Source organism: Anaerococcus rubeinfantis (assembly GCF_001487145.1).
GTDB classification, from domain to species: Bacteria; Bacillota; Clostridia; order Tissierellales; family Peptoniphilaceae; genus Anaerococcus; species Anaerococcus rubeinfantis.
Map to the genome: position 1 here is coordinate 167950 of NZ_LN913016.1, position 22833 is coordinate 190782.

Genomic DNA, 22833 nt, shown 5'->3' on the forward strand with positions numbered 1-22833 from the left:
TTATGAGCATGGCAGTTGAAATGAAAGGCATTAGCAAAAGTTTCAATGGAAAAGTTGCGCTAGATAATGTTGATTTTTCAGTGAAAAAAGGTGAAATACATTGTCTCTTAGGAGAAAATGGAGCAGGTAAAACAACTTTAATGAATGTTCTATTTGGAATATATAATAGCGATGCTGGAGAAATAAAACTATATGAAAATAAAGTAGATATTAAGAATGCAAGAGATGCTTTTCATAATGGATTAGGTATGGTCCACCAACATTTTATGTTGGTGGAAAATATGACTGTTTTACAAAATATAATTTTGGGTCAAGAGATAGGAAAATACAAAATTGATTATAGTCAAAACAAAAATAAGGTGAAGGAAATTATTAAAAAATATGGATTAGAAATCAACTTGGACGAGAAAGTTTCAAATCTTTCAGTTGGTTTAAAACAAAGAACTGAAATAATCAAAGCTTTATATAGAGGTGCTGATATTTTGGTTCTTGATGAACCTACCGCAGTTCTTACTCCTCAAGAAGCTAATCAGTTAATGAAAGTATTAATAGGATTACAGAAAAATGGAATGACTATTATTTTTATAACTCATAAGTTAAATGAAACAATGGAGATTGCAGATACTGCTACTATATTAAGAAATGGTGAATTGGTAGAAAAATTAAGTATAGAAGACGTTGATGTAAAAATCTTGGCAGAAAAAATGGTTGGTCATGAAATTGCAGAGACCAGTCAGCTGAAAGATGTTTCTAAAGATAAGCTTATATTTAAAATTGATAATCTAAAATTATTAGAAAACTCCACAAAAAACATTTTCTTAGAAATTCATAGCGGTGAAATACTGGGAATAGCAGGAGTTGATGGTAATGGTCAAATTGAGCTTGAAGAGATGATTATGGGGCTTAGAGATAACTTAGAAGGGGAGATTTTCTATGATAATAAAGAAATATCTTCAATGAAAACCATAGAGTTAAAGGAGCTTGGTATAGGATACATACCATCGGATAGATTTAAAAGAGCAATTTTACCAGGTATGAATTTATATGAAAATATGCTTTTGGGAAATCAAAATAATAAGGAATTTATTAATAATGGTCTATTAAAATACGATAGTATAAAGGAATTTACAAGTGTTTCGTTAGAAAAGTATAATGTAAAATTTTCTAATATTGAACAAAATGTTGGAGGCTTGTCAGGTGGTAATCAGCAAAAGTTGGTTGTTTCTAGAGAAATGAAAAATAATAGTGATTTTTTATTAGCTGCGCAGCCATCACGTGGTTTAGATATAGGAGCAATTCAATTTATTCATGAACAGTTTATTCAAATGAGGAATAATGGTAAAGCAATTTTACTAATTTCAGCAGATTTAGATGAGATATTAAAAATTTCAGATAAGATAGCTGTTCTATATAAAGGTGAAATAATGGCTGTTGATAAACGTGAGAATTTTACAAAAGAAAGGCTTGGCTTATTAATGGCAGGAAGGAGAGATTATGAAAAAGTTTAGTAATTTAATTTACAAAGCTAAAAAATCAATAATTATTTCATTTTTATCAATAGCTTTATCAATAATTATTTCTTCTATACTTATATTTGCTGTTGGAAAATCTCCAGTATTAGCATTTGATTCATTGATTAAAGGTGCTCTGGGTTCTCCTATCGCTATTGCAAATACGCTCAACAAATCTGTCCCACTTATAATTGCAGGCTTAGCATGCGCAATAGCATTTAAAGGCGGAATGCTAAATATTGGAGTCGAAGGACAACTACATATAGGAGGAATATGCGCTTTTATGGTTACTTATTTTATGCCTAAAAGATCTCCAGGATTTTTGGTAATTGTTTTAGCAATTATAGCAAGTGCTTTGGGTGGTATGTTATGGGCATCTCTAATAGGAATTTTAAAAGTTAGATTGAGAGTAAATGAAGTTATTATTGCAATATTGTTAAATTATATTGCGATAGAATTAGTATCTTATCTTATAAATTATCCTTTTGTATCGCCAAAAAGACTTCCTGAAACATCAATAGTTCTTGATAAATATAGGTTTACAAGCTTAATGAAATCAACTCAATTTACAACTAGTATATTTATAGCTTTGATATCAGTTATTCTTGTTTATTTTATTATTAATAAAACTATATTTGGATATGAAGTTAAAGCAGTTGGAGATAATATGTCAGCTGCCGAAGCAGGTGGAATTTTAGTAAATAAAACTGTAATAAAGACGATGATGATTTCAGGAGCTGTAGGAGGATTGATAGGTGCTACAGAGCTTTTAGGTACTTATGGAAAATTATATGATGGTTTTTCTGGAAATGTTGGTTTTACTGGTCTTGCAGTTTCAGTATTAGCAGGGAATAATCCTATTGTAATAATTTTATCGGGATTGTTATTTGGTATTTTAGATTCTGGAGCTAGATTGATGAATATTAGAGCAGGATTATCAGCGAATATGGTTGTAGTTATACAAGCATTAGTTATATTTTTCATAGCTACCCCAGGTATATTTGATTTTATATTTATCAAAAGGAGGAAAAATAAATGAATTACTTTTTCTCAGCTGAAACTTTTTTAATGATATTAAGATTAGCTGTACCTCTTATATTGGTATCATTATCAAGTACTCTATCTGAATTGTGCGGAGTAATAAGTTTAGGAACAGAAGGGTTAATGCTTATAGGCGCATTTGGTGGAGTTGTAGGATCCTACTATTTTAATAATCCAGTTTTAGGAATTATATGTTCGATGCTATCTGGTATGGTTTTGGCTTATTTATTTTCTATACTATGTATAAAATTTAAAGCAAACCAAACAGTATGTGGGGTTGGTATGAACTTATTTGCTCAAGGATTTAGCGCTGTTGGAACTTATATAATTTGGGGACAAGAAGGAATTAGTGAGAAGGTAAAACAGCTAAAACTTATATCTATACCTTTATTAAAAAATATTCCTATACTTGGTTTTATTTTTAATAATCAATCGCCAGTTTTTTTCTTGACAATACTTTTATCATTTTTAATTTGGTATGTACTTAAATACACTAAAACTGGCCTACACCTAAAGGCAATAAGTGATGAACCTATTGCTGCTAATACTGTAGGAATAAATGTGAAAAAATACAGATACGTTACGATGATAATTTCGGGGCTTCTAGCTGGTTTAGGTGGAGGATATTTATCAATCGTTCAAAACAATGTTTTTGTAAATAATATGACAGCTGGCAGAGGATTTTTAGGAGTAGCAGCAAATATATTTGGAGGTTGGACGCCAATAGGTTCTGTCCTTTCTAGTTTTATATTCGCAATTGCTCAAGCTATAAGATTTAAACTAGTGGGTCTTAGTATACCAGACCAATTTGTTCAAATGGTACCTTATTTGATTACAATTTTCGCTCTAATTTTTTTAGCGAATAGAAAGCAAGCACCAAAAGCATTAGGAAAGATGGATTAGTATGGACAGAACTTTACACTTAAAATTAAATAATGACGATGTTGGAAAATATGCGATAATTCCTGGCAACCCAGATAGGTGTGAAAAAATAGCTAAACTTTTGGAAAACCCAAAAAAGATTCAATCTAATAGAGAACATACTACTTATGAAGGATATATAAATGGAGAAAAAGTTGTAGTATGTTCAACAGGAATGGGAGGGCCATCTGCTGCTATTTGTATGGAAGAGTTATATAGGTGTGGTGTTGATACATTTATTAGAGTAGGAACTTCTGCTTCAACAAGTAGCAAAGTTAAAAGAGGAACTATAGTAATTCCGAATGCAGTAGTTAGGATGGAAAATACAGGTTGTCACTATTTACCACTAGAATTTCCTGCTATTGCAAATTTTGAATTTGTAAAAATTTTGGAAGAAACTTCATTAAGTTTAGGATACGACACTAAGGTTGGAATTAGTATAATTAAAGATTCATATTTTACTGAAGTAAGCCCCTTAAGTAAGCCAATTGGATATGAACTTTATAATAGGTGGAATTCCTATGAAAAAGCAGGAGCGTTAGCAACATCTATGGAATCAGCAACACTTTTTTTGATAGCTAGTGCATATAATCTAAGAATGGCAACAGTATTAGTATCAGCAACAAATTATAATGATGAAACATCTGAAGATACAAGCATAAATGGATATCCTTTTGAATGTGAGATGAGTGCTTGTTTAGTAGGAGTTGAGGCAATGAAAAAAATAATAGAAATAGATAAAAAGGAGAAATAAAATGCAAATAGAAAAAACTTTACACATAAAATTAAATTCAGAAGATGTAGGCAAGTACGCAATTGTTCCAGGAGATCCAGCAAGGTGTGAAATAATTGCTAAATTTCTTGATAATCCGAAAAAAATACAGCAAAATAGAGAACATACAACTTATGTAGGATATTTGGAAGGAGAAAAAATAGTTGTAACATCTACAGGAATGGGAGGACCATCTACAGCTATATGTATAGAAGAACTGTATAAATGTGGAGTTGATACATTTTTAAGAATAGGTACAGGAGCGTCAACTAGCTCAAAAGTATCAAAAGGTGATGTGATTGTAATAAATGGTGCAGTAAGAATGGAAGGAACGGGATTACATTATTTACCTATGGAATTTCCAGCTGTTCCAGATTATAATTTTACAAAAAAACTTGAAGAATCATCCTTAGATTTGGGGTATAATACTAGTGTAGGAGTAACAATAACAAAAGATTCTTTTTATACCCAAATAGAGCCTGAAACAAAACCAGTAGGTTATGAATTAATTAATAGATGGAATTCTTATGTAAAAGGTGGAGCTATTTGTACAGCTATGGAAGAAGCGACACTATTCTTAGTTGCGAGCTCTTTAAATGCCAGGGCAGCGTCTGTTCTAGTTTCAGCAACAGATTATGTAGGCAAGGTTTCAAATGATATTTCTTCAAAAGGATATCCTTCTAATTATATTGAAAGAGCAATTAGGGTAGGAATTGAATCTTTAAGAAAAATTATACTTGAAGATAGAAATGCAAAAACTAAGTGAGAAAAGTAATAGTAAATCTTTAAAATATGTAGAAACTTACGATAAAATTCGTGAATTAATCAAAAATAATAATTTACAAGCAGGGGATACAATACCTGGGGAAAATGATTTATCAAAATTATTTAATGTTAGTAGAGGGACTGTGAGGCAAGCGATAGCGCTTTTGCAAGAAGATGGTCTTATATACAAACAACAAGGATTTGGAAATATAATATTAGATTCCAAAAAATTGGAAAATAAAGGTTTAGAATCTATAAATGAGCCTATTTTTGATTTTAATAAAGTTGAATATAGTAAAGTAGATTTTAAAGTTGAATTTCAGCCTGCTAGCGAAAAAATGAAAGAAATTTTCGAAGAAGACAGCAACTTTATAATTATGCTTATAAATGTTAAGTATTATATTGAAGATAAGGTTGCTGCCTTACTAATGTATTTTATAAAATTTGATGATGCTAAGGAATATGATTTGAATTTAAAATCTGAATATGATCTAAAGAAATTTATTGATAAAATATTAATTGACAAAATTATTAATAGTGAATTAGAGTTTCAAGGATTTAAATCTAGAGAATCTACAGCAAACAAGATGAACATAAATGTTGGTAAATATGTCTTATATTTTAGTGAAATTATGAAAAAAGAAAATAATAAAGTGTCTTTATATAGAAGAAGCTACTTTATACCAGAATACTTTAATTTTAAATTAATTAGAAGTTAAATATAATAAAAATAGAAAAAATAATACTGGTTCATGATTTGAATTCATAAACCTGATTTAAACATTAAATAATTATTTACAAGTGAATGCTTACCTATATTCTAGGTGGCATTCATTTTTTTCAAATATGTTTTAAAAAGTCAAGTCCATAATGTTGTGCTAGTAAATTTTACACAATATTATGGACTTGTCTTAAGATTTCTATTTAGCAAAAATATAAAAATTAGAATCAAGAATAAGCGGTATCATCCTGTTTATATCTTCTTTCATTTGATCATAAGCTATTTTTGATAGGTGGTGTTTAATTGAGAAAAAGATTGATTCATGAAATTTTATGCTATCTTGTAAAAATTCTTTAATATTTATATTTTTTTGGTTTTTTGCTATAAAGTTTAGCATATAGTACCTATATCTTAGACCAATATCGAATGTAACTTTAAACATTTGATTCAGGTACTTATTTTCATTTCCTATAACAATAAATTTGTGGAATTCTATTTCATTTTCAATATATTTATTTATCAAGTCTGAGCTTAAATTATCAATATCACAAGATTTTTTTATATTTGAAGTTAAAATTTCGAGTTTTTCAATTTGTTTATCATCAAAATTTTTTGCTGCCATCATAGCACAATATGGTTCTATTGCCATTCTGGAGTTATAGTATTGGTTTAAATGATACATATTTAATTCGGAAACTTTTGTAAATTTTTCATTATCATCTTTTGTAGCCAGACCAGACTTTATTAATTTTTTGATGGCTGCGTTAACTGGAGTTCTTGAAATATTCAAATTATTAGATATATTAGATTCATTTAAAATTGTTCCAGGTTTTATTTTTAGTTTTATAATTTGTTCTGATAATATTTTATAAGTCAGATCAGAATAGTTAGTAAAAGGATTTTTATTTATATATTTATCAAATTTTTCTTTCATATTTCCTCCTAAGTATTGTTTTTATTTATAAGCAAATAAGGTTATTTAAGTAAATCTAGATTATTTTAATATGCAAAAAATAAGTGATAGAAGATGTAAAGATTATTTTTTGATGAAAACGATTTTTTTATTTAGAATATAGTTAAATGATAATATAAGGAGGAAAATATGTCAAAAAAAATGAAAGCAGCAGTGTTAGTTGATACAGGAAAAATTGAAATAAAGGAAAATGATATTCCTGAAATAAAAGATGATGAGGTTTTAATAAAAGTAAAATACGCTGGAGTTTGTGGATCAGATTTACACTTATTCAAAGGTAAACATCCATTTAGAAAACCTCCTGTAGTTTTAGGTCATGAAGTTGTTGGTAATGTTGTAGAGATTGGTAAAAATGTAAATAAATTTAAATTAGGTGACAAGGTTACTGTTGAACCTCATAAAGGATGTGGTCATTGTGAATACTGTGAAAAAGGTCTTGTTAATTTATGTTTAAATAAATCTGCACCAGGAACAGGTGATTGGACTGGCACATTTGTAGAATATTTTAATGCTCCTGAAAAGTATGTTCACAAGGTTAAAGATGATGCAAGTTATGAAAGTGCAGTTTTAGCAGAACCTGCAGCAGTTTCAATTCATGCATTAAATAGATTTGAAAGTCATGGGGACACTCTTACTATAATTGGTATGGGCAGCATTGGCTTGTTGGCATTAAAAGTAGCAAAAAGCCAAAATCTTTATAAAAATATAATCTGTGTTGATTTAGATGAATTTACTTTAAAAGAAGCTAAAGAAAATGGTGCTGATTATATTATTAATCCATCAAAAGAAAATATGGTAGAAAAAGTTTTAAGCATTACCAATAATGAAGGTTGCGAAAATATTTTGCTAAGTACAGGATATCCAAAAATATTAACTGAAGCTGGTAAAATTGCAAAGAAAAGAGGGCAAATAGTTTTAGTTGCAATGATAACCGATGATATACCTTATTATAGTTATGATTTAGTATTTAAAGAACTAAAATTAATAGGAGCTATGACCTATACAAGTAAAGATTTTGAAGAGGCAATTGAACTAATCAATAACGACATAGACTGGGAAAGTTTTGTAACTAAAAAATATCCTATAGATGAAAGTCAAGATGCGCTAGAATTATTAAGAGATAGAACAGAAGATACTGTAAAAATTTTAATCGATATGAACCTTAAATAAAGGGGTTAATTATGAAAAAGAAACACGCTCTTTATAGTTTAGTAATAATATTTTTATCACTTTTCTTTGTTTCTTGTGGAAATAAAGAAAAAGATGTTAAAGTATTAAAGCTATGCCATATTCAATCTGAATCTGATTTATGGCATAAAGCTAGTTTGAAATTTAAAGAAGAAGTTGAAAAAAATTCTGATGGCAAAATAGAAGTAAAAATTTATCCAAACTCAACCTTGGGTGGAGATAGGGATATAGTTGAAGGAATGCAAATAGGATCTATTGATATAGGATTAATTGCTGGAGTATTAAGTAACTTTGAACATTCTTTCAATCTATTAGAAATACCTTATATTTTTGACGATGAAACCCATTATAAAAATGTAGTAAATGGTGAAGTTGGTCAAATAATGTGCGATAGATTAAGAGAAAAATCAGGAATAAGAGTTTTAGATTTTTGGGATAGGGGTCCTAGACATATTAGTTCAAACAAAGAAATAAAAAATGTCGACGATATTAAAGGATTAAAAATTAGAATTCCAGAAATTGAAGCTATGAAAGTTGTTTGGGAAGGCTTAGGAGCATCTCCAACAACAATGGCTTGGGGTGAAGTATATACCGCTTTGAGTCAAAACGTAATTGAAGCTGAAGAAAACCCTATTCCATTTATGTTTAGTGGAAGGATGCAAGAAGTTCAATCAAATATATCATTAACAGCGCATAAATATGAATATGTAACATTTTCATTTAGTGAATCAACTTGGAAATCTTTAAATAAGGATGAGAGAAAAATAATAAAAGATGCTTCTAAAGTAGCGACAGAATATCAAAATGAAGAAGTTAAAAAAGTTACAGATGAAATGTTAAAACAAATGCAAGAAGATGGTATGAAAGTTACTGAGCCTGATAGGGAATCATTTAGAAGTAAAGCTATGCCAATAGCAGAAAAATATGCGAATTCAATTGATAAAGAATTATATCAAAAGATTTTAAAAAGCAAAGGAAATTAGTATGAAAAAAATTTTAGACTTAATCCAAAAGATAATAAATATTTTCTTGTCTGTGGCTATATTTGCAATGACTTTAATTATTTTTCTTCAAGTAATATCAAGATATGTATTTAATAGTCCTCTTGTTTGGTCAGAAGAGTTATCAAGATATTTATTTGTTTGGATTTCATTTTTAGCAATAGCCGATGCAGTTAGGACAAAAAGTCACATAGCATTAAGTGTTTTAACAGATAAAATGAGTGAAGATAAAAAGATAATAATTTCAAAATTAAATAATTGCTTTGTATTTATTATTGGAATAATAATAACATATGGAGGAATTATTTTGATGAACTTAGGAATTCATCAAAGCTCTGCCACATTGGGAGTTCCTATGTTTTTAGTTTATTTAGTAATACCAGTTTCAGGTGTACTAATCAGTATATTTTCCATTGAGAAGATATTTACAAAGGAAAGGAAGCTAGATTATGATTAATAATATTTTGCTGATTTTAATATTCCTGGTATTCTTATTTTTAGGATTGCCAGTTGGATTTGCAATAATTTTATCTACTTTATCAGGTTTAATTATTCAACAAGAACCTTTGGCTTTGATTTCTCAAAGATTTTTTACAGCAATTGACTCATTTTCTTTGATGGCCATACCATTATTTATGTTTGCAGGATCAATAATGAGTAAAGGGACTATTACCAAAAGATTAATAGATTTTGCATTGGTAATTTTTTATAAATCAAGAGGAGCTTTGGCGAAGGTAGTAACTGTAACTGGAATAGTTATGGGAGGTATTTCAGGATCAGGAGTAGCAGATACTGCAGCTTTAGGTTCAATACTATTTCCTGAAATGAAAGATAGAAATTATGATCAAGGATTTTCTGCAGCAGTAATTGCATCATCAGGAAGTATTGGCTTGATAATTCCTCCAAGTATTGCCCTAATTGTATACGGAGTCAGCACCCAAACTTCAATTGGTGATTTGTTTATGGGAGGTTTAATACCAGGTGTTTTAATAGGTTTATGTTTCCTTTTATATTGCCACTTTGTAGCAACCAAAAACAATTATCCTAAAGAAAATAATATTAGTAAAGAAGAAAAGATAAAAAAATTTAAAGATTCTATTTTTGCACTATTCATGCCTATAATTATAATTGTAGGAATCAGAGGAGGAATATTTACTCCTACAGAAGGTGGAGCAATTGTATCAATGTATGCACTAATAATTAGTATTTTTGTATATAAAGATATAAAATTAAAAGATTTAAAATCAATATGTCTTGATGCAGCTTTATCTACAGCAGCAATTACTTTAATTATATGTGCAACAAGCGCTTTGACATGGTTTTTAGCATCAAATGAAATTCCTCAAAGAGTTTCTATGTATATAATATCATTAACCGATAATAAATTAGCATTGATATTATTAATGTCAATTTTATTATTAATAGTTGGAATGTTTATAGATAGTAGTCCAGCAATAATGATGTTATCACCAATTTTATATCCTATAGCTAGTTCAATTGGTATAAATCCTGTGCAATTTGGTGTTTTTATGGTAATTTTACTAACAGTTGGCTTACTAACTCCCCCTGTTGGAACAGCTTTATATGTTGTAAGCAATATATCAAAAATATCAATAGAAAAAATTTCAAAATCATTAATGCCATTTTGGTTTACTATGATTGCTGTTGCAATTTTTGTAGCCTTATTCCCTATACTAACATTAAGTTAAGAAGGAGGATTAGATGAGTATATTATTAGGTGTAATAGCAGATGATTTTTCTGGTGCTAGTGATGCAGCCTCATTTTTTGCAGAAAATAAAATCAGGACTGTTTTAAGTAATGGAGTGCCTGATGAAAATGATGAAAATTTAAATAATATTCTAAGCAAAGATGCGGTTCTTGTAATAGCGTTAAAAATCAGAAGTGAGAAAAAAGATTTAGCCTTAGAAAAAGTAGATAAGGCATACGAGTATCTGTATAAAAAAAATACAGAAAAAATATTTTATAAATATTGTTCTACATTTGATTCTACACCAAAAGGAAATATAGGACCTATTACAGACTTTTTATTAGAAAAAATGAATCAAAAATATACAATTCTAGAACCAGCTTTACCAGTAAATGGAAGAGAAATAAAAGAGGGCAAGTTGTATGTAGATGGTCTAGAACTTCACAAAAGTCATATGAAAGACCATCCCTTAAATCCAATGTGGGATAGTAGAATTAGTGAACTTATGAAAGATCAAGGAAAGTATAAAACAATAAATATTTCTAGAGATCTTTTAAATAAAGGAAAAGAAGAAATAACTAAAATATTTGAATCCCAAAAAGATGAAAAAGAGAAGTTTTATCTTGTTCCAGATTACTATGAAGAAGGTGATGATGACCTTATCATAGATGCTTTTGGTGACTTGAAATTACTAACTGGTGGAAGTGGATTAAACACTGCGATTTCTAAAAAAATCAAAAGAGAAAAAGACATAGATAAATTTGATTTAGAGAGCAAAAATAAAGGAAAAATAATTTATATAGTAGGTTCTTGCTCAAAAATGACCCTAAAGCAAATTGATAATTTTAAATTTAAGAAGGTTAAAATAGATATTGATAGTTTAATGAAAGAACCAAGTGCATATATAGAAAAACTCTTAGAAAAAGTTGATGACAAAGTAATGTTTTATAGTAGTGATGATGCTCTTACTTTGGAAAAATTACAAAAAAAATATGGTCAAGAGAATATAACTGAAAACTTAGAAAAAGTTTATGAATCATTAACCAAAGAAGCACTTGACCAAGATTTTAAGAACTTTATTATAGCCGGAGGAGAAACTAGTGGAGTTGCAACTTCTACTTTAGGTTTTAAAACTTATTATATAGGTGAAAGTGTTGCAGCTGGAGTTCCAATTTTAATGCCAGTAAATAATAATAAAGTAAGACTGGTTTTGAAGTCAGGTAACTTTGGTAAGGAAGATTTTTTCAATAAAACTTATGAGATGATAGTAGGTTAAAGATGAAAGAAAAAGATTTAAAAGATTTAATTTGGGTTTCAAAGGCCTTGTTTGATAGAAATAAAGTATCAGGTTCGACAGCAAATATTAGTTTTAAAGATAAAGATTTAATATATGTGTCAAAAACAGGCTCATGCTTTGGAAATATGAATGAAGATAGTTTTTCTGTTTTAAAAAATGATAAGGTTATTTCTGATAATAAACCAAGCAAAGAATACCCAATGCATAAATTATTATATGATATAGACGATAAATATAAGTGCGTAATTCACACCCACAGTACTTTTATAACATATTGGTCTTGTATTCTAGAATCTGAAGATAAAACCATTGACTTAAAATGTAAAACTCCATATTTAAAAATTAAAGTTGGAGATTTGGGTTGGGTAAAATATAAAGATCCAGGCAGTCAAGAACTTTTTGACGAACTAAAGAAAAGTATTGATAAAAACATTAAGGCTTATGTTATGGAAAACCACGGAGTGATTGTAGTAGGAGAAAGTATTGAAGAAGCTTTTTATATGATTGAAGAAATTGAAGAATCAGCGAAAAATGCTTTTTTACTAAGTTTAAAATAATTTTATAATAAATAAAGTGATTTATAGAAGTAGAATATTCTACTTCTTTTTTTAAAAAAATAATTCTTTTAAATTTTTTGTTTTTAATTTATGTAATATTTTGGGTATAAAACTTATAAGATTTTGCAAGAATTTGTGGGGGATTTATGTATTTATTAATTATAAGTTTGATAATGCCAATTGCCTTCTTTTTTATGTATTTTTTCCTAAAATATAAGGCAAATAAAAAAATGTCAAGATGGTCAGGTTTTAGAACTCGACTTTCTATGGAAAGTGAAAAAAATTGGAAATTTGCAAATAATTATGCTGGAAAGCTTTCTTTAATTTTTGGAATAATAAGTATGGTCATGACCTTGTTTGTTATTTACAAATATGAGTTAAATGACAAAATTGTCTTGATTTTAACTGGGATAGAAATTTTCTTTTTGGTTATGATTAGTGTTATTACTGAGATAAAATTGTATAGAAAAAAATAATGGGACTGTTGCAGAATTATTATTAATCATAGTTTTGCAACAGCTCCATTTTTTATTATTTAATATTCAATTCTTTATATTCAAATCCTGTATCTTCAGCAACACCTTCGTTTGTAACGTATCCGTCGTAGGTGTTTATTCCTGAAATTAATTCAGGTGATTTTTCGCAGGCATTTTTTAGTCCGAGATTTGCTATTGTTTTGATATATCTTGTTGTTGCGTTTGATAGGGCGTAGGTTGATGTGATTGCTACAGCTCCTGGGATATTTGCAACTGCGTAGTGGATTACTCCGTGTTTTACAAAAATTGGATCTGAGTGGCTTGTTGCATGTCCTTTTGTAATATCTGTTGAACCACCTTGGTCAATTGCAACGTCGACTATTACTGATCCTTCTTTCATTTGTTTCACCATATCTTCTTTTATAAGTTGTGGAGCACGTCTTCCTGGAATTAAAACAGTTGAGATAACCAAATCAGCATCTCTTACAGATTCTTCAATATTGATTGGGTTTGAATAAACTGTTTCAATTTTATCTGGAAGTATATCTTGAAGATGACTTAAAGCGTCAATATTTACATCCAAAACTGTAACTCTTGCTCCCATACCTACGGCAATTTTTGTAGCACCAGTTCCTACAGTTCCTGCACCGACAATTACTACGTGAGCAGGCCTTACTCCTGGAACTCCTTGAAGTAAAATTCCTCTTCCGCCTTCAGGTTTTGTCAAATATCTTGCACCTTCTTGAACAGCCATTCTTCCGGCAATCTCACTCATTGGGGTTAAAAGAGGCAATTTGTTGTCAAGTTTTACAGTTTCATATCCTATTGCAGTAACTTTTTTTTCTACCAATTCTTTTGCTAATTCTTCATTACTTGCAAGGTGAAGGTAGGTATATAAAATTAAGCCTTCTCTCAAATATTTATATTCTTCCTTCAATGGTTCTTTTACCTTGTAAATTATATCAGCATTTTCCCAAACTTCTTTTGCAGAATCTACAATTTTTGCACCTACTGTTTCATAATCTTTATTTGTAATACCAGAATTCAATCCAGCATTATTTTCAATAATAACTTCATGACCAGCTTTTACAAGTTCAGCAACAGCTCCCGGAACGGTTGCAACCCTAGATTCTTGGTCTTTAATCTCTTTTGGAACTCCTATTATCATATTTCCTCCTTAAATATTTAAAACATCTCAATTAAAATATACCCAAAATTAAATGAAAAAAATTATTATTCTTCACAAAAAACAAATTTTTCCAAATAATAAGCTATTCCGTCCTCATCATTTGATTTAGTAATAAAATCAGCTTTTTCTTTCATAAAATCAGTTCCATTTCCCATAACCACACCGACACCAGCCATTTCAATCATGGTTAAGTCGTTTTCTTCATCACCAAAAGCAATAACATCTTTCATATCCATATCAAAATATTTTGCAATTTCTTTTAAACTTTCGCCCTTGTCGATTCCTTTAGGCATAATTTCATAAAAATATGGGGTGGACTTAACTTGAGCAGTTTTTTCAAAAAATTTATCCTTTAATTTTTTTGCATCTTCATCAATTAATTTTGGATCTTGGGAAAATAAAATTTTATTTGGAGCAAAATCCAAACTATAAGCCAAGTCTTCAATAACTTCATAGTGGGTAAAGGCCTTATCACAAATTTCTTTCAAAGTATAAGTTTCCTCTGAGCTTGTAACAACGCAATCATCGGTATAGAGAATGTAGTGCATTTTAAGATTTTTTTCAGCAAATTGCAAAATTTCTTTTGCAAGATTAATATCCATAGGATGATTAATAATCACTTCTTTAGTTTTATAATCTGTAATTCTTCCGCCATTAAAATTAGAAAGAAGACCACCATATTTTTCAAATTCCAAAATATCAGCAAAAGGCAAAACCCCAAGAGGATCACGCCCTGACGCAATAACAACAATATGGCCAAGCTCTTGAGCCTTGATCAAGGCATTTTTTGTTTTTTCAGTAATTTCTCTTTTAGAATTTAACAAAGTTCCATCAATATCAACTGCAATAATTTTTTTCATATTAACTCCTTTTTTCTATTCTTTTATAATTATATTAGATAAAATTTTTTATTCAAAAGCAAACTTCCATAACTATAAAGAAAATGATTGTGTGGAGGTTTTTTTCTTTAATTATTATAATATATTTGCGAGGTGGTTAAATGATTGAAACAAGAATTAAGCAAATATTCGACTACTTAACTTTAGACTATGATTATCACACCTCTAAAGAGATAGGCGAGGAAATGGAATTATCTTCAAAAACTATAAGAAAAGAGATAAATCACTTGAACTCAGTAATTAAAGATAAGGGGGCGATAATAGAGTCAAAGCCAGGTGTAGGTTTTATTTTTATAATAAAAGATGATGACAAGTTTAAATTATTTTTGAAAAATGACTGGTATAAATACGCCTATTATCAGCAAGAAGATGGAGATAAAAATCTACGATATGAAAACATTCTAAGATTGTTTTTATTCTCAAACTCATATATCAAGCAATATGAATTGGCAGAAGTATTTCATGTAAGTGAGTCACAAATTAATAAAGATATACCATATATTAGGCAAATCCTTGAAAGCTATGGAATTAATTTGATCTCAAAGCCATACTATGGAATGAAAATAGAAGGTGATGAGAAAAATATTAGACTAGCAATAAAAAATGAAATTGGCGAGGATCCTATTTTATTTGAAGATGATAAAAATAGAGATCTATTTATAGAGATTCAAAAAGTTATAGAAGATATAGACTTTGGAGAAGACTACTATATGCCATATGTTAGTTTCAAAAATCTTGTTATACATATCTATATATCAATCTTAAGAATAAAACAGAAAAAATATATCATATCATCTAAGGATTTTGAAGAAAAAATCATATCATCAGAAGAATTTAAAATTGCAAATGATATAGTGCATAAACTACAAGAAAAATTAAAGATAAAAATTCCAAATCAAGAATTGACCTATATAGCAATGCACTTAATAGCCAAAAACACAATATCGAATCAAGAAAAATTATCAAATGAAATACTGGAAATATCACAAGAAATAATAGATGAAATTTATAAAGTAGCAAAATATGATTTCAGAGAAAATTTAGATTTCTATTTTTCTTTAGCTATGCATTTAGGACCTTTAATAAATAGGATAAAATATGGATTTGACATGAAAAATCCGGTTCTTAGTGATATAAAAGAAAATCAAGTTGCTTTTTTTATAGCAACTATAGCATCAAATGTTATAAGTAATCATTATAATACAAAGCTATCAGAAGATGAAATAGGATATATAGCCTTACATATTATGGCAGGTATGAAAGACAATTCTTATCAGAAAAAAGACATATTAGTTGTATGTGGTTCTGGAAACTCAAGTGCTCAAATCATGAAAAGTCAGTTAGAATCAAGGTTTTTTAAGCAGATAAACAAACTGGATTTAACAGATGTATCTAAAATAAATAAATATGATTTAGATTCTTACGACTTTATAGTTTCATCAATAAACCTAGATGAAAAAACGAGAACTCCAATTGTAAATGTAGATATACTTTTTAAGCAAAAAGATATTTCTAATATTCAGAAGGAATTAAAAAGGGGTGGAACAGAAGAGATAGTTAAAATATTTAATAACTCTGTGTTTATGAGAGATGTAAATGTTAAAGATATGGATGAAGCATTTGAAATAATTTCTAACGAAGCACGTAAATTAACAGAACTTTGTAAAAGTGAAATCATTTCTCAATTTAAGCAAAGAGAAACTTTAGGTTCAACTGCATTAGTAAAATATGTTGCCTTACCACATATTCTTCAGCAAGTAAATACAGAGAGTTTTTCAGTAATACTAATAGCAAAAAAACCTTTTATTTGGAATGGTGAAGAAGTACAGCTTATATATTCGTTATTTGTTGGTAAAAAGCCAGGGGATATGTCATTATATTATGAAAAATTAGGTAATTTTCTAGTAAATAATAAGGCAATTGCTAAGGCAATTAATGTAAATAATGCTACAGAATTTATGAAAATTTTTATCAAAGGAGAATAAGTATGGATAACCAACAAATGTATGAAATAGCTTTTCAAATAATAGTACATGCTGGAGAATCAAGATCATTATCAAGCGAAGCGATTGATAGGGCAGAAAATTATGAATTTGATGAAGCGGAAGAGCTACTTGGAAAAGCAAATGACGAGTTTTTAAAGTGCCATCAAATCCAAACAGATATGTTAACTAGTGAATCAAATGGTCAAAAAAATGAGATAAATATTATGTTTATTCACGCTCAAGACCATTTGACGATGGCAACTTTGGCGATGGAAAATGCAAAGAGATTTATTAAGTTATATAAAAAAATGGAGGGGAAGAATGAAAAAAGTAATATTGCTATGTAATGCAGGAATGAGTAGTTCTTTAATGGCAAAAAAAGTATCAGAGTATTTTGTTTCAAATGGGACAGACATAAAAGTAGATGCTACAACAACAGCAAACTCTGAAGAAGTATTTGAAAATAAAGACTATGATATGATTTTAGTAAGCCCACAAGTGAGAATGCTATATGAAGAATATAAGGCAAAAGCGGTAGAAACTGGAAAAAAAATAGCTCAAGTAACTGTTGATGCATATTCACCAACATTAAATGGAGTGAAAAAAATGGCGGATTTAATATTATCGTCAAACATGTAATTATGAGTAAAAAATCAATTAAATTTATACAAATATTTAAAGTAGGAGATGTATTATGTCAAATAAGTATTCCGTGACAGATGTAGTGTCTAAAAAAATAATGCCAGTAGCAGAGAAAATTGAAAATCAAAAACATATACAGGCGATAAAAAATGGAATGATAGCAATAACTCCAATTATAATTGTAGGATCAATTTTTTTGTTACCTATGGCTATAATGAATCTGTTAGGTGGAGGTGTATTTTACGATTTTATTTCGAAAAATATTGCTATATTAACTTACGGAGTTGATTTTACCATGGGGTTGCTATCACTGTATGCTACGTATTTCATTGCTAATAGTTTGGCTAAAAGTTATAAACTAAAGTCAAATCAAGTTGCAATTTCTTCTATAATAACTCACTTAATTTTAACTAGTGTTATTAAAGATGGCAAGCTTGATATTGCTTATTTAGGTTCAGAAGGATTATTCACAGCTATTATTTCCTCAATTATCACTGTAGAGTTATATAGATTTTGCGTAAATAAAAATTTATATATTAAATTACCAGATAGTGTACCGCAAATGGTAGGAGATAGTTTTTCTTCTTTAATACCAATTTTTATAACTGCAGTTGTTGCTGTTATATTAAGCAGAGTAACTTTTTATTTAACTGGAAGTATTGTTCCTGAAGCCTTAATGAAAATGCTAGCACCAGCTGTTACAAGTATGGATTCACTCCCTGCTATGTTGATAATAATTTTTATAACACAGCTTTTTTGGTTTTTTGGCCTTCATGGACCATCTATTACATCATCTGTTTGGGCGCCTTTCGCAATTCAATACGGAGCAGCTAATGTGGCAGCATATGCAGCTGGTCAAGAAGTTAATCATATTTTTACGTTTGGTTTTTACTTCGCTATATTATCAGTAACAGGATCGGGTTTAACTTTAGGATTAAATTTGATGATGTTAAAAGCAAAATCAGAAACATACAAATCAGTTGGTAAAGTAAGTTTAATTCCATCTTTGTTTGGAATAAACGAACCATTAATTTTTGGTACCCCAATATTGTTAAATCCATTTATGTTTATACCATTTGTGTTTGGACCATTAATAATAACATTTATAACTTATTTTAGCATGTCTACAGGATTGGTAGGCAAACCAGTTGCTGAGCCACCAGGATTCCTTCCACCAGGAGTAGGTGCATTTATAATGACTCTAGACATAAAGTCAGTAATCTTAGTTGCTGTAAATTTAGTTGTTATGGCTTTGATTTATTATCCGTTTTTTAAAGCTATGGATAAAAATCAATTTAAAATAGAAAATCAACAAAAAAATTCATAATAATTTAACGATTTAGTAAAATAGATATTAGAAATTTTAAAATAATGATAATAATTTATAAAATTAATAATAAAGGAGAAGTAATGTATAGTATTTGGTCAGAAACAAAAACAAAAAACGGATTTAATTCAGATGAGATAATATCATCAGTGCAAAAATCTATTAGAAGAAATATGGTGGAAGAAGCATGTCAGCATGCATATGAATTGTATATATCAGGTCCAATATTCTTAGACAAATTATGGAGAAGACTTTTAACTATTTCTGTTGAAGATATTGGTTTTGGAAATTTGAATGCATCTGTAATTATTAATTCTCTTAATGAAATGAGAAAAAATTTTCCTTATGATGATGGGGATCAGCCTATTTACTTTATTCATGCTATAAGAGTTCTTTGTAGCAGTGAAAAAGATCGTTCAAGTGACTATTTAAAAAATATTATAATTAAAGAGGCTACAATGGGAAAATTGCCAGAGATTATGGATGTTGCCTTAGATAAGCATACTAAGAAGGGACAAGAAATGGGAAGAGGCTCTTTACATTTCTTTGAAGAAGCAACAAAAGTTATACCACAATTGAAAGTAGACAATAATTATAGAGAAAGATATGGAGAAATTTTAAAAATATACGATAAAGAAAAGTATGCTGATAATTTATTTCCATTTAATAATACACAGTACTAAATAAAAAATGTAAAATAACATTAAATATTAAATTTGATAGATAATATATAACTGTGCAAAAAATATAATTAAAATTTAAACTAGTATGAAATTTTTACGGTAAAATTAAACTTATATTATAAATGACCTGCATAAAATTTAAAATTAAGAATATATTTAAAATGAATCAATATTGTAATTAATCAAATTTAATATGTGTTCAAAAAAAGCGTGAATAATTTTATCCACGCTTTTTTAAATTCTATTTTTAATTTAATTCTGGCCAATAATCTTTGTTTATTTTTATATAATCATCAAGTAATTCTTTTGCCTTATCGAAATCATCAACAACTCTGTTTAATGTCAAAGCTTGAACTGCTTTTTGGTATGATCCCTCAAGGTTTGCATCAACTGTTAGTTTTTCGTAAGCATATTGATTTTCAAGAAGTCCCTTGTAGAAAGTTTTTACTGGTCCAACTGTTATTGGTTCAACTCCGTTTATTCCAACTCTTACTGGAGATTCTAGCATCATTCCAGAGCTTAAGTTTTCTATTGTTCCATTATTTTCGTGCATGCACAAGAATATTTCGCCAGTATTGTGTGAAATTGCATAGGCAAGATCTACAATATATCCTGCGTGGCCGTCCATGCTATTTGGATCTGGTTCAAATTCTGTTCCTTTTATTTTTCCTAGTTCAATTACCTTATCACACATTTCGTGAACTTGTTTTTCATTTCCATCCATTACTTCATTTGCTCTTGTATATTCTGGATTTTCATTTTTCAAAATATGTTGAGGGTAGAGGTAATATTGTAGGTAAGTGTTTGGTAAATATTCATCAGAATCTTTTATCATTTTGCTCATGAAAGTGAAGGTATCTTTCCATGACTGGTCGCTTCCTTCTTCAACTAAATCATGTGGTGTTTTTAGAATTTCTCTAAGTTTTGGTAGGTAGTCTTCTCCAGTTTCTTTGTTTAAAACATTTGTAAACCAGCCAAAATGGTTTAGACCGAAATATCTTGGTTCAAGGTCATGATAATCAAGTCCTAAAATTTTTGCATAACTTGCCATAATTCCTACTGGCATGTCACAAATATTTATAATTTTATTGTCATCTTTAAATACTCTTTTTGTTGCTTCTGCTACTATTGCTGCAGGGTTTGAATAATTTAGTATCCAAGCATCTTTTGAATATTTTCTAATATCTTTTATTATTTCAATCATAGCTGGAACTGATCTCATTCCATAAGCAAATCCACCTGGTCCACAAGTTTCTTGACCTATACAATTATGTCTTAGGGCAATTTTTTCGTCTTGCTCTCTCATTTTTAATCTTCCAGCCCTAATTTGCACAAAGGCAAAGTCTAAATCTTTGTAAGCTTCCTCTTTGTCTGTTGTATAAATAAATTCATCAAGTTCTGGATAGTATTCTTTAAATAAAATATCTCCATATTGACCAATTTTTTCTTGTCTGTCTTTTTCTATATCATAAAGAACCAATCTTCCTATTGGAAATCTTTCTTTTTGTGAAACTAACATTCTTAAAATTCCTGGTGTATATCTACTTCCACCACCAACTATTACTACATTATATTTTTTCATTTTTTTCCTCCTTTAGTCTATGTGAACTCTACTTAAAATTTGATCTTTAACTTTTGCAACATTCATTCCAATTACTACTTGTATGTGTTGTTGTCCTTCTTTGTGAACAATTCCACTGTTAGGGTATTTATTTATTATATCTTTATCAATTAAGCTAGGGTCTTTTACATTGATTCTTAATCTTGTAAAGCAAGAATCTAATGAATCTATATTATCCTCACCTCCTAAGCCCTCAACTATATACATTGGATCATTGTCATCTTGGGCGATAGCACCATAATCTGCGTTTGTTTCATCTGATTTTAATTCAGGAGTATCTTCTCTTCCTGGTGTTTTTAAATCTAATTTTTTTATGAAATAAACGAATAAGAAATACCAAGTAGCTGTTCCTATTAGTCCTATTATTGGAACTATCCATAATTTTGTAAGGCCTATTGGCATAACAATATTTTTTGTAACTAAATCTATAACTCCACCTGTAAAGCAAACTCTCGCACCTGATAAGTAAATTAATATTTGAAATAATCCATCAAGTAGGGAGTGGATTAGCCATAATAATGGTGAAATAAATAAGAAAGCAAATTCAAATGGTTCTGTGATTCCTGATAAAACTGCTGTTAATAATGTAGGGATAATAAACGCTTTTGTTCTTGCCTTGTTTTCTGGTTTTGCAGTTTTAATAAAGGCAAGTGCTATTCCTATACAACCAAATATTTTTGAAAAACCCCAGTTCATATATCTTGCAGCTTCATTTATACTTGTTAAATTATGAGCGATTCCCATTTGAGCAAACCAAATTGGATCAGCACCTTGAATAACTTCTCCAGCAATTTTTGCAGTTCCACCAATACTTGTGTACATAAATGGCATGTAAACTAAGTGGTGAAGACCAGTAGGGATTAAAAATCTATTCAAAAATCCGTAGATATATAAACCAAACACTCCTGTGTTTGACATTATATCTGTAATTGAATTAATTCCATTATTTATAACAGGCCATACATATGAAAGAATTATAGCAAGAACAATATCAACTGCAGCAACAATTAAATATGCAAACCTTGGTCCGCCATAAATACTTAATGAAACTGGAAATTCTACTTCTGAATATTTGTTAAAAATATATCCTGTTATACACCCTAAAAGTATTCCTGAAAATACTCCCATATCCAAACTTTGAACACCTAAAACCAAAGCTTGACCAGTTCCAGAAAGTCCAAATTCTGGATCTGCTGTTGCAAGCATGTCGTGTCCTTTTAACCATAAATTATTTGCTGTAATAAAAATTAGAAAACTTAAAAGTCCAACTACGGCAGCTTGTCCCTTGTTCTTTTTTGCAAGTCCTGCACTAAGTCCTACACAAAAAATAACGGATAATTGTGAAATGTTTCCTAATAAGAAAGTTGTAAAAATAAAGTTTCCCGCATTTCTTATTGCTTCTGGCATAAAATTAAGTTGTAAAATTGAACAAAGTGCAATTAATAAACCTGGTATAACTAAGAAAAACACAGGTTGTAGCATAGCATGGGCAAAATCCTGCACGCCCATTTTCATTTTGTCTTTAAAAGTCATTTTTCCCTCCTTGACATTTATA

The 22833-nt window shown here is 29.2% G+C and carries 23 protein-coding genes; 18 read left to right on the forward strand and 5 right to left on the reverse strand.

Translation table 11 applies throughout. The features are described 5' to 3' along the window. Positions 1–8 precede the first annotated feature (8 nt). From BN3265_RS01710 to BN3265_RS01735, 6 genes are read left to right on the forward strand one after another with little or no spacing between them, the layout of a single operon-like run. Complete coding sequence (locus BN3265_RS01710; protein WP_245191076.1) at positions 9–1508, forward strand: ABC transporter ATP-binding protein; 1500 nt, start codon at positions 9–11, stop codon at positions 1506–1508. After that, positions 1495–2550, forward strand: a complete 1056-nt coding sequence (locus BN3265_RS01715) for an ABC transporter permease (protein ID WP_058989850.1) — start codon at positions 1495–1497, stop codon at positions 2548–2550. Before BN3265_RS01710 ends, BN3265_RS01715 begins: the two co-directional genes overlap by 14 nt. Before the next feature lie 29 nt (positions 2551–2579). Then, complete coding sequence (locus tag BN3265_RS01720) at positions 2580–3455, forward strand: ABC transporter permease (RefSeq protein ID WP_245191111.1); 876 nt, start codon at positions 2580–2582, stop codon at positions 3453–3455. Between the two features lies 1 nt (position 3456). Then, positions 3457–4227 carry a nucleoside phosphorylase gene (locus tag BN3265_RS01725; RefSeq protein WP_058989852.1) on the forward strand — a complete coding sequence of 257 codons (771 nt, stop codon included), beginning with the start codon at positions 3457–3459 and terminating at the stop codon, positions 4225–4227. Position 4228: 1 nt separating this feature from the next. Further along, complete coding sequence (locus tag BN3265_RS01730; protein WP_058989853.1) at positions 4229–5011, forward strand: nucleoside phosphorylase; 783 nt, start codon at positions 4229–4231, stop codon at positions 5009–5011. Beyond that, the gene (locus tag BN3265_RS01735; RefSeq protein ID WP_058989854.1) at positions 4995–5729 is read left to right on the forward strand and encodes a GntR family transcriptional regulator; all 735 of its coding nucleotides are present in this window, start codon (positions 4995–4997) and stop codon (positions 5727–5729) included. The genes BN3265_RS01730 and BN3265_RS01735 overlap by 17 nt, the downstream gene beginning before the upstream one ends. Positions 5730–5930: 201 nt before the next feature. Here BN3265_RS01735 and BN3265_RS01740 read toward each other — a convergent pair whose 3' ends face one another. Further along, positions 5931–6665, reverse strand: coding sequence for a GntR family transcriptional regulator (locus BN3265_RS01740; RefSeq protein ID WP_058989855.1), 735 nt, complete (start codon positions 6663–6665; stop codon positions 5931–5933). A gap of 168 nt (positions 6666–6833) precedes the next feature. On the opposite strand from BN3265_RS01740, the gene BN3265_RS01745 reads away from it, so the two are divergent. The 7 genes from BN3265_RS01745 to BN3265_RS01775 all read left to right on the forward strand — a co-directional run bounded on the left by BN3265_RS01745 (position 6834) and on the right by BN3265_RS01775 (position 12932). After that, complete coding sequence (locus BN3265_RS01745; protein WP_058989856.1) at positions 6834–7874, forward strand: zinc-dependent alcohol dehydrogenase; 1041 nt, start codon at positions 6834–6836, stop codon at positions 7872–7874. 11 nt (positions 7875–7885) lie between these two features. After that, positions 7886–8875, forward strand: coding sequence for a TRAP transporter substrate-binding protein (locus tag BN3265_RS01750; protein WP_058989857.1), 990 nt, complete (start codon positions 7886–7888; stop codon positions 8873–8875). A gap of 1 nt (position 8876) precedes the next feature. Further along, complete coding sequence (locus tag BN3265_RS01755; RefSeq protein WP_058989858.1) at positions 8877–9350, forward strand: TRAP transporter small permease; 474 nt, start codon at positions 8877–8879, stop codon at positions 9348–9350. Beyond that, entirely contained in the window at positions 9343–10602 is a 1260-nt protein-coding gene (locus BN3265_RS01760) for a TRAP transporter large permease (protein WP_058989859.1), read from the forward strand. The genes BN3265_RS01755 and BN3265_RS01760 overlap by 8 nt, the downstream gene beginning before the upstream one ends. Positions 10603–10615: 13 nt before the next feature. Then, a complete protein-coding gene (gene otnK, locus BN3265_RS01765; RefSeq protein ID WP_058989860.1) occupies positions 10616–11878 on the forward strand; it encodes a 3-oxo-tetronate kinase in 1263 nt (420 codons plus the stop codon). A 2-nt stretch (positions 11879–11880) separates the two neighbouring features. Next, complete coding sequence (locus tag BN3265_RS01770; RefSeq protein ID WP_058989861.1) at positions 11881–12456, forward strand: class II aldolase/adducin family protein; 576 nt, start codon at positions 11881–11883, stop codon at positions 12454–12456. Positions 12457–12602: 146 nt separating this feature from the next. Beyond that, positions 12603–12932: an SdpI family protein gene (locus BN3265_RS01775; RefSeq protein WP_058989862.1), complete on the forward strand. Its 330-nt coding sequence runs from the start codon at positions 12603–12605 to the stop codon at positions 12930–12932. A 55-nt stretch (positions 12933–12987) separates the two neighbouring features. Here BN3265_RS01775 and ald read toward each other — a convergent pair whose 3' ends face one another. Together ald and BN3265_RS01785 are read right to left on the reverse strand one after the other, a co-directional pair. Beyond that, complete coding sequence (gene ald, locus BN3265_RS01780) at positions 12988–14100, reverse strand: alanine dehydrogenase (protein ID WP_058989863.1); 1113 nt, start codon at positions 14098–14100, stop codon at positions 12988–12990. 65 nt (positions 14101–14165) lie between these two features. Next, positions 14166–14981 (reverse strand): Cof-type HAD-IIB family hydrolase, encoded by an 816-nt coding sequence (locus tag BN3265_RS01785; RefSeq protein WP_058989864.1) that lies wholly within the window; start codon positions 14979–14981, stop codon positions 14166–14168. 140 nt (positions 14982–15121) lie between these two features. Between BN3265_RS01785 and BN3265_RS01790 the strand changes: the two genes are divergently transcribed. The 5 genes from BN3265_RS01790 (at position 15122) to BN3265_RS01810 (ending at position 19657) form a co-directional block, all read left to right on the forward strand. Continuing rightward, positions 15122–17005, forward strand: a complete 1884-nt coding sequence (locus BN3265_RS01790) for a BglG family transcription antiterminator (RefSeq protein ID WP_058989865.1) — start codon at positions 15122–15124, stop codon at positions 17003–17005. A 2-nt stretch (positions 17006–17007) separates the two neighbouring features. After that, on the forward strand, positions 17008–17352 hold the full coding sequence (locus BN3265_RS01795) for a PTS lactose/cellobiose transporter subunit IIA (protein WP_058989866.1): 345 nt from the start codon (positions 17008–17010) through the stop codon (positions 17350–17352). Between the two features lie 22 nt (positions 17353–17374). Then, positions 17375–17644, forward strand: a complete 270-nt coding sequence (locus BN3265_RS01800; RefSeq protein ID WP_245191077.1) for a PTS sugar transporter subunit IIB — start codon at positions 17375–17377, stop codon at positions 17642–17644. A 55-nt stretch (positions 17645–17699) separates the two neighbouring features. After that, complete coding sequence (locus BN3265_RS01805; RefSeq protein ID WP_058989868.1) at positions 17700–18974, forward strand: PTS sugar transporter subunit IIC; 1275 nt, start codon at positions 17700–17702, stop codon at positions 18972–18974. An 83-nt stretch (positions 18975–19057) separates the two neighbouring features. Continuing rightward, complete coding sequence (locus tag BN3265_RS01810) at positions 19058–19657, forward strand: hypothetical protein (RefSeq protein ID WP_058989869.1); 600 nt, start codon at positions 19058–19060, stop codon at positions 19655–19657. A 247-nt stretch (positions 19658–19904) separates the two neighbouring features. On the opposite strand, the gene BN3265_RS01815 is transcribed toward BN3265_RS01810, so the two are convergent. Then, positions 19905–21239, reverse strand: a complete 1335-nt coding sequence (locus BN3265_RS01815) for a 6-phospho-alpha-glucosidase (RefSeq protein WP_058989870.1) — start codon at positions 21237–21239, stop codon at positions 19905–19907. A gap of 12 nt (positions 21240–21251) precedes the next feature. Beyond that, the gene (locus tag BN3265_RS01820) at positions 21252–22811 is read right to left on the reverse strand and encodes a PTS transporter subunit EIIC (protein ID WP_058989871.1); all 1560 of its coding nucleotides are present in this window, start codon (positions 22809–22811) and stop codon (positions 21252–21254) included. Positions 22812–22833 lie beyond the last annotated feature (22 nt).

Bases quoted from the DNA above. Each gene is read 5' to 3' on its own strand.
- BN3265_RS01730 (WP_058989853.1), top strand. From the start codon at position 4,229: ATGCAAATAGAAAAAACTTTACACATAAAATTAAATTCAGAAGATGTA.
- otnK (WP_058989860.1), top strand. From the start codon at position 10,616: ATGAGTATATTATTAGGTGTAATAGCAGATGATTTTTCTGGTGCTAGT.
- BN3265_RS01815 (WP_058989870.1), bottom strand. From the start codon at position 21,239: ATGAAAAAATATAATGTAGTAATAGTTGGTGGTGGAAGTAGATATACA.
- BN3265_RS01745 (WP_058989856.1), top strand. From the start codon at position 6,834: ATGTCAAAAAAAATGAAAGCAGCAGTGTTAGTTGATACAGGAAAAATT.
- BN3265_RS01820 (WP_058989871.1), bottom strand. From the start codon at position 22,811: ATGACTTTTAAAGACAAAATGAAAATGGGCGTGCAGGATTTTGCCCAT.
- BN3265_RS01740 (WP_058989855.1), bottom strand. From the start codon at position 6,665: ATGAAAGAAAAATTTGATAAATATATAAATAAAAATCCTTTTACTAAC.
- BN3265_RS01760 (WP_058989859.1), top strand. From the start codon at position 9,343: ATGATTAATAATATTTTGCTGATTTTAATATTCCTGGTATTCTTATTT.
- BN3265_RS01750 (WP_058989857.1), top strand. From the start codon at position 7,886: ATGAAAAAGAAACACGCTCTTTATAGTTTAGTAATAATATTTTTATCA.
- BN3265_RS01800 (WP_245191077.1), top strand. From the start codon at position 17,375: ATGGCAAAAAAAGTATCAGAGTATTTTGTTTCAAATGGGACAGACATA.
- BN3265_RS01775 (WP_058989862.1), top strand. From the start codon at position 12,603: ATGTATTTATTAATTATAAGTTTGATAATGCCAATTGCCTTCTTTTTT.
- BN3265_RS01735 (WP_058989854.1), top strand. From the start codon at position 4,995: ATGCAAAAACTAAGTGAGAAAAGTAATAGTAAATCTTTAAAATATGTA.
- BN3265_RS01770 (WP_058989861.1), top strand. From the start codon at position 11,881: ATGAAAGAAAAAGATTTAAAAGATTTAATTTGGGTTTCAAAGGCCTTG.
- BN3265_RS01725 (WP_058989852.1), top strand. From the start codon at position 3,457: ATGGACAGAACTTTACACTTAAAATTAAATAATGACGATGTTGGAAAA.
- BN3265_RS01810 (WP_058989869.1), top strand. From the start codon at position 19,058: ATGTATAGTATTTGGTCAGAAACAAAAACAAAAAACGGATTTAATTCA.
- BN3265_RS01795 (WP_058989866.1), top strand. From the start codon at position 17,008: ATGGATAACCAACAAATGTATGAAATAGCTTTTCAAATAATAGTACAT.
- BN3265_RS01720 (WP_245191111.1), top strand. From the start codon at position 2,580: ATGATATTAAGATTAGCTGTACCTCTTATATTGGTATCATTATCAAGT.
- BN3265_RS01715 (WP_058989850.1), top strand. From the start codon at position 1,495: ATGAAAAAGTTTAGTAATTTAATTTACAAAGCTAAAAAATCAATAATT.
- BN3265_RS01805 (WP_058989868.1), top strand. From the start codon at position 17,700: ATGTCAAATAAGTATTCCGTGACAGATGTAGTGTCTAAAAAAATAATG.
- BN3265_RS01785 (WP_058989864.1), bottom strand. From the start codon at position 14,981: ATGAAAAAAATTATTGCAGTTGATATTGATGGAACTTTGTTAAATTCT.
- ald (WP_058989863.1), bottom strand. From the start codon at position 14,100: ATGATAATAGGAGTTCCAAAAGAGATTAAAGACCAAGAATCTAGGGTT.
- BN3265_RS01790 (WP_058989865.1), top strand. From the start codon at position 15,122: ATGATTGAAACAAGAATTAAGCAAATATTCGACTACTTAACTTTAGAC.
- BN3265_RS01710 (WP_245191076.1), top strand. From the start codon at position 9: ATGGCAGTTGAAATGAAAGGCATTAGCAAAAGTTTCAATGGAAAAGTT.
- BN3265_RS01755 (WP_058989858.1), top strand. From the start codon at position 8,877: ATGAAAAAAATTTTAGACTTAATCCAAAAGATAATAAATATTTTCTTG.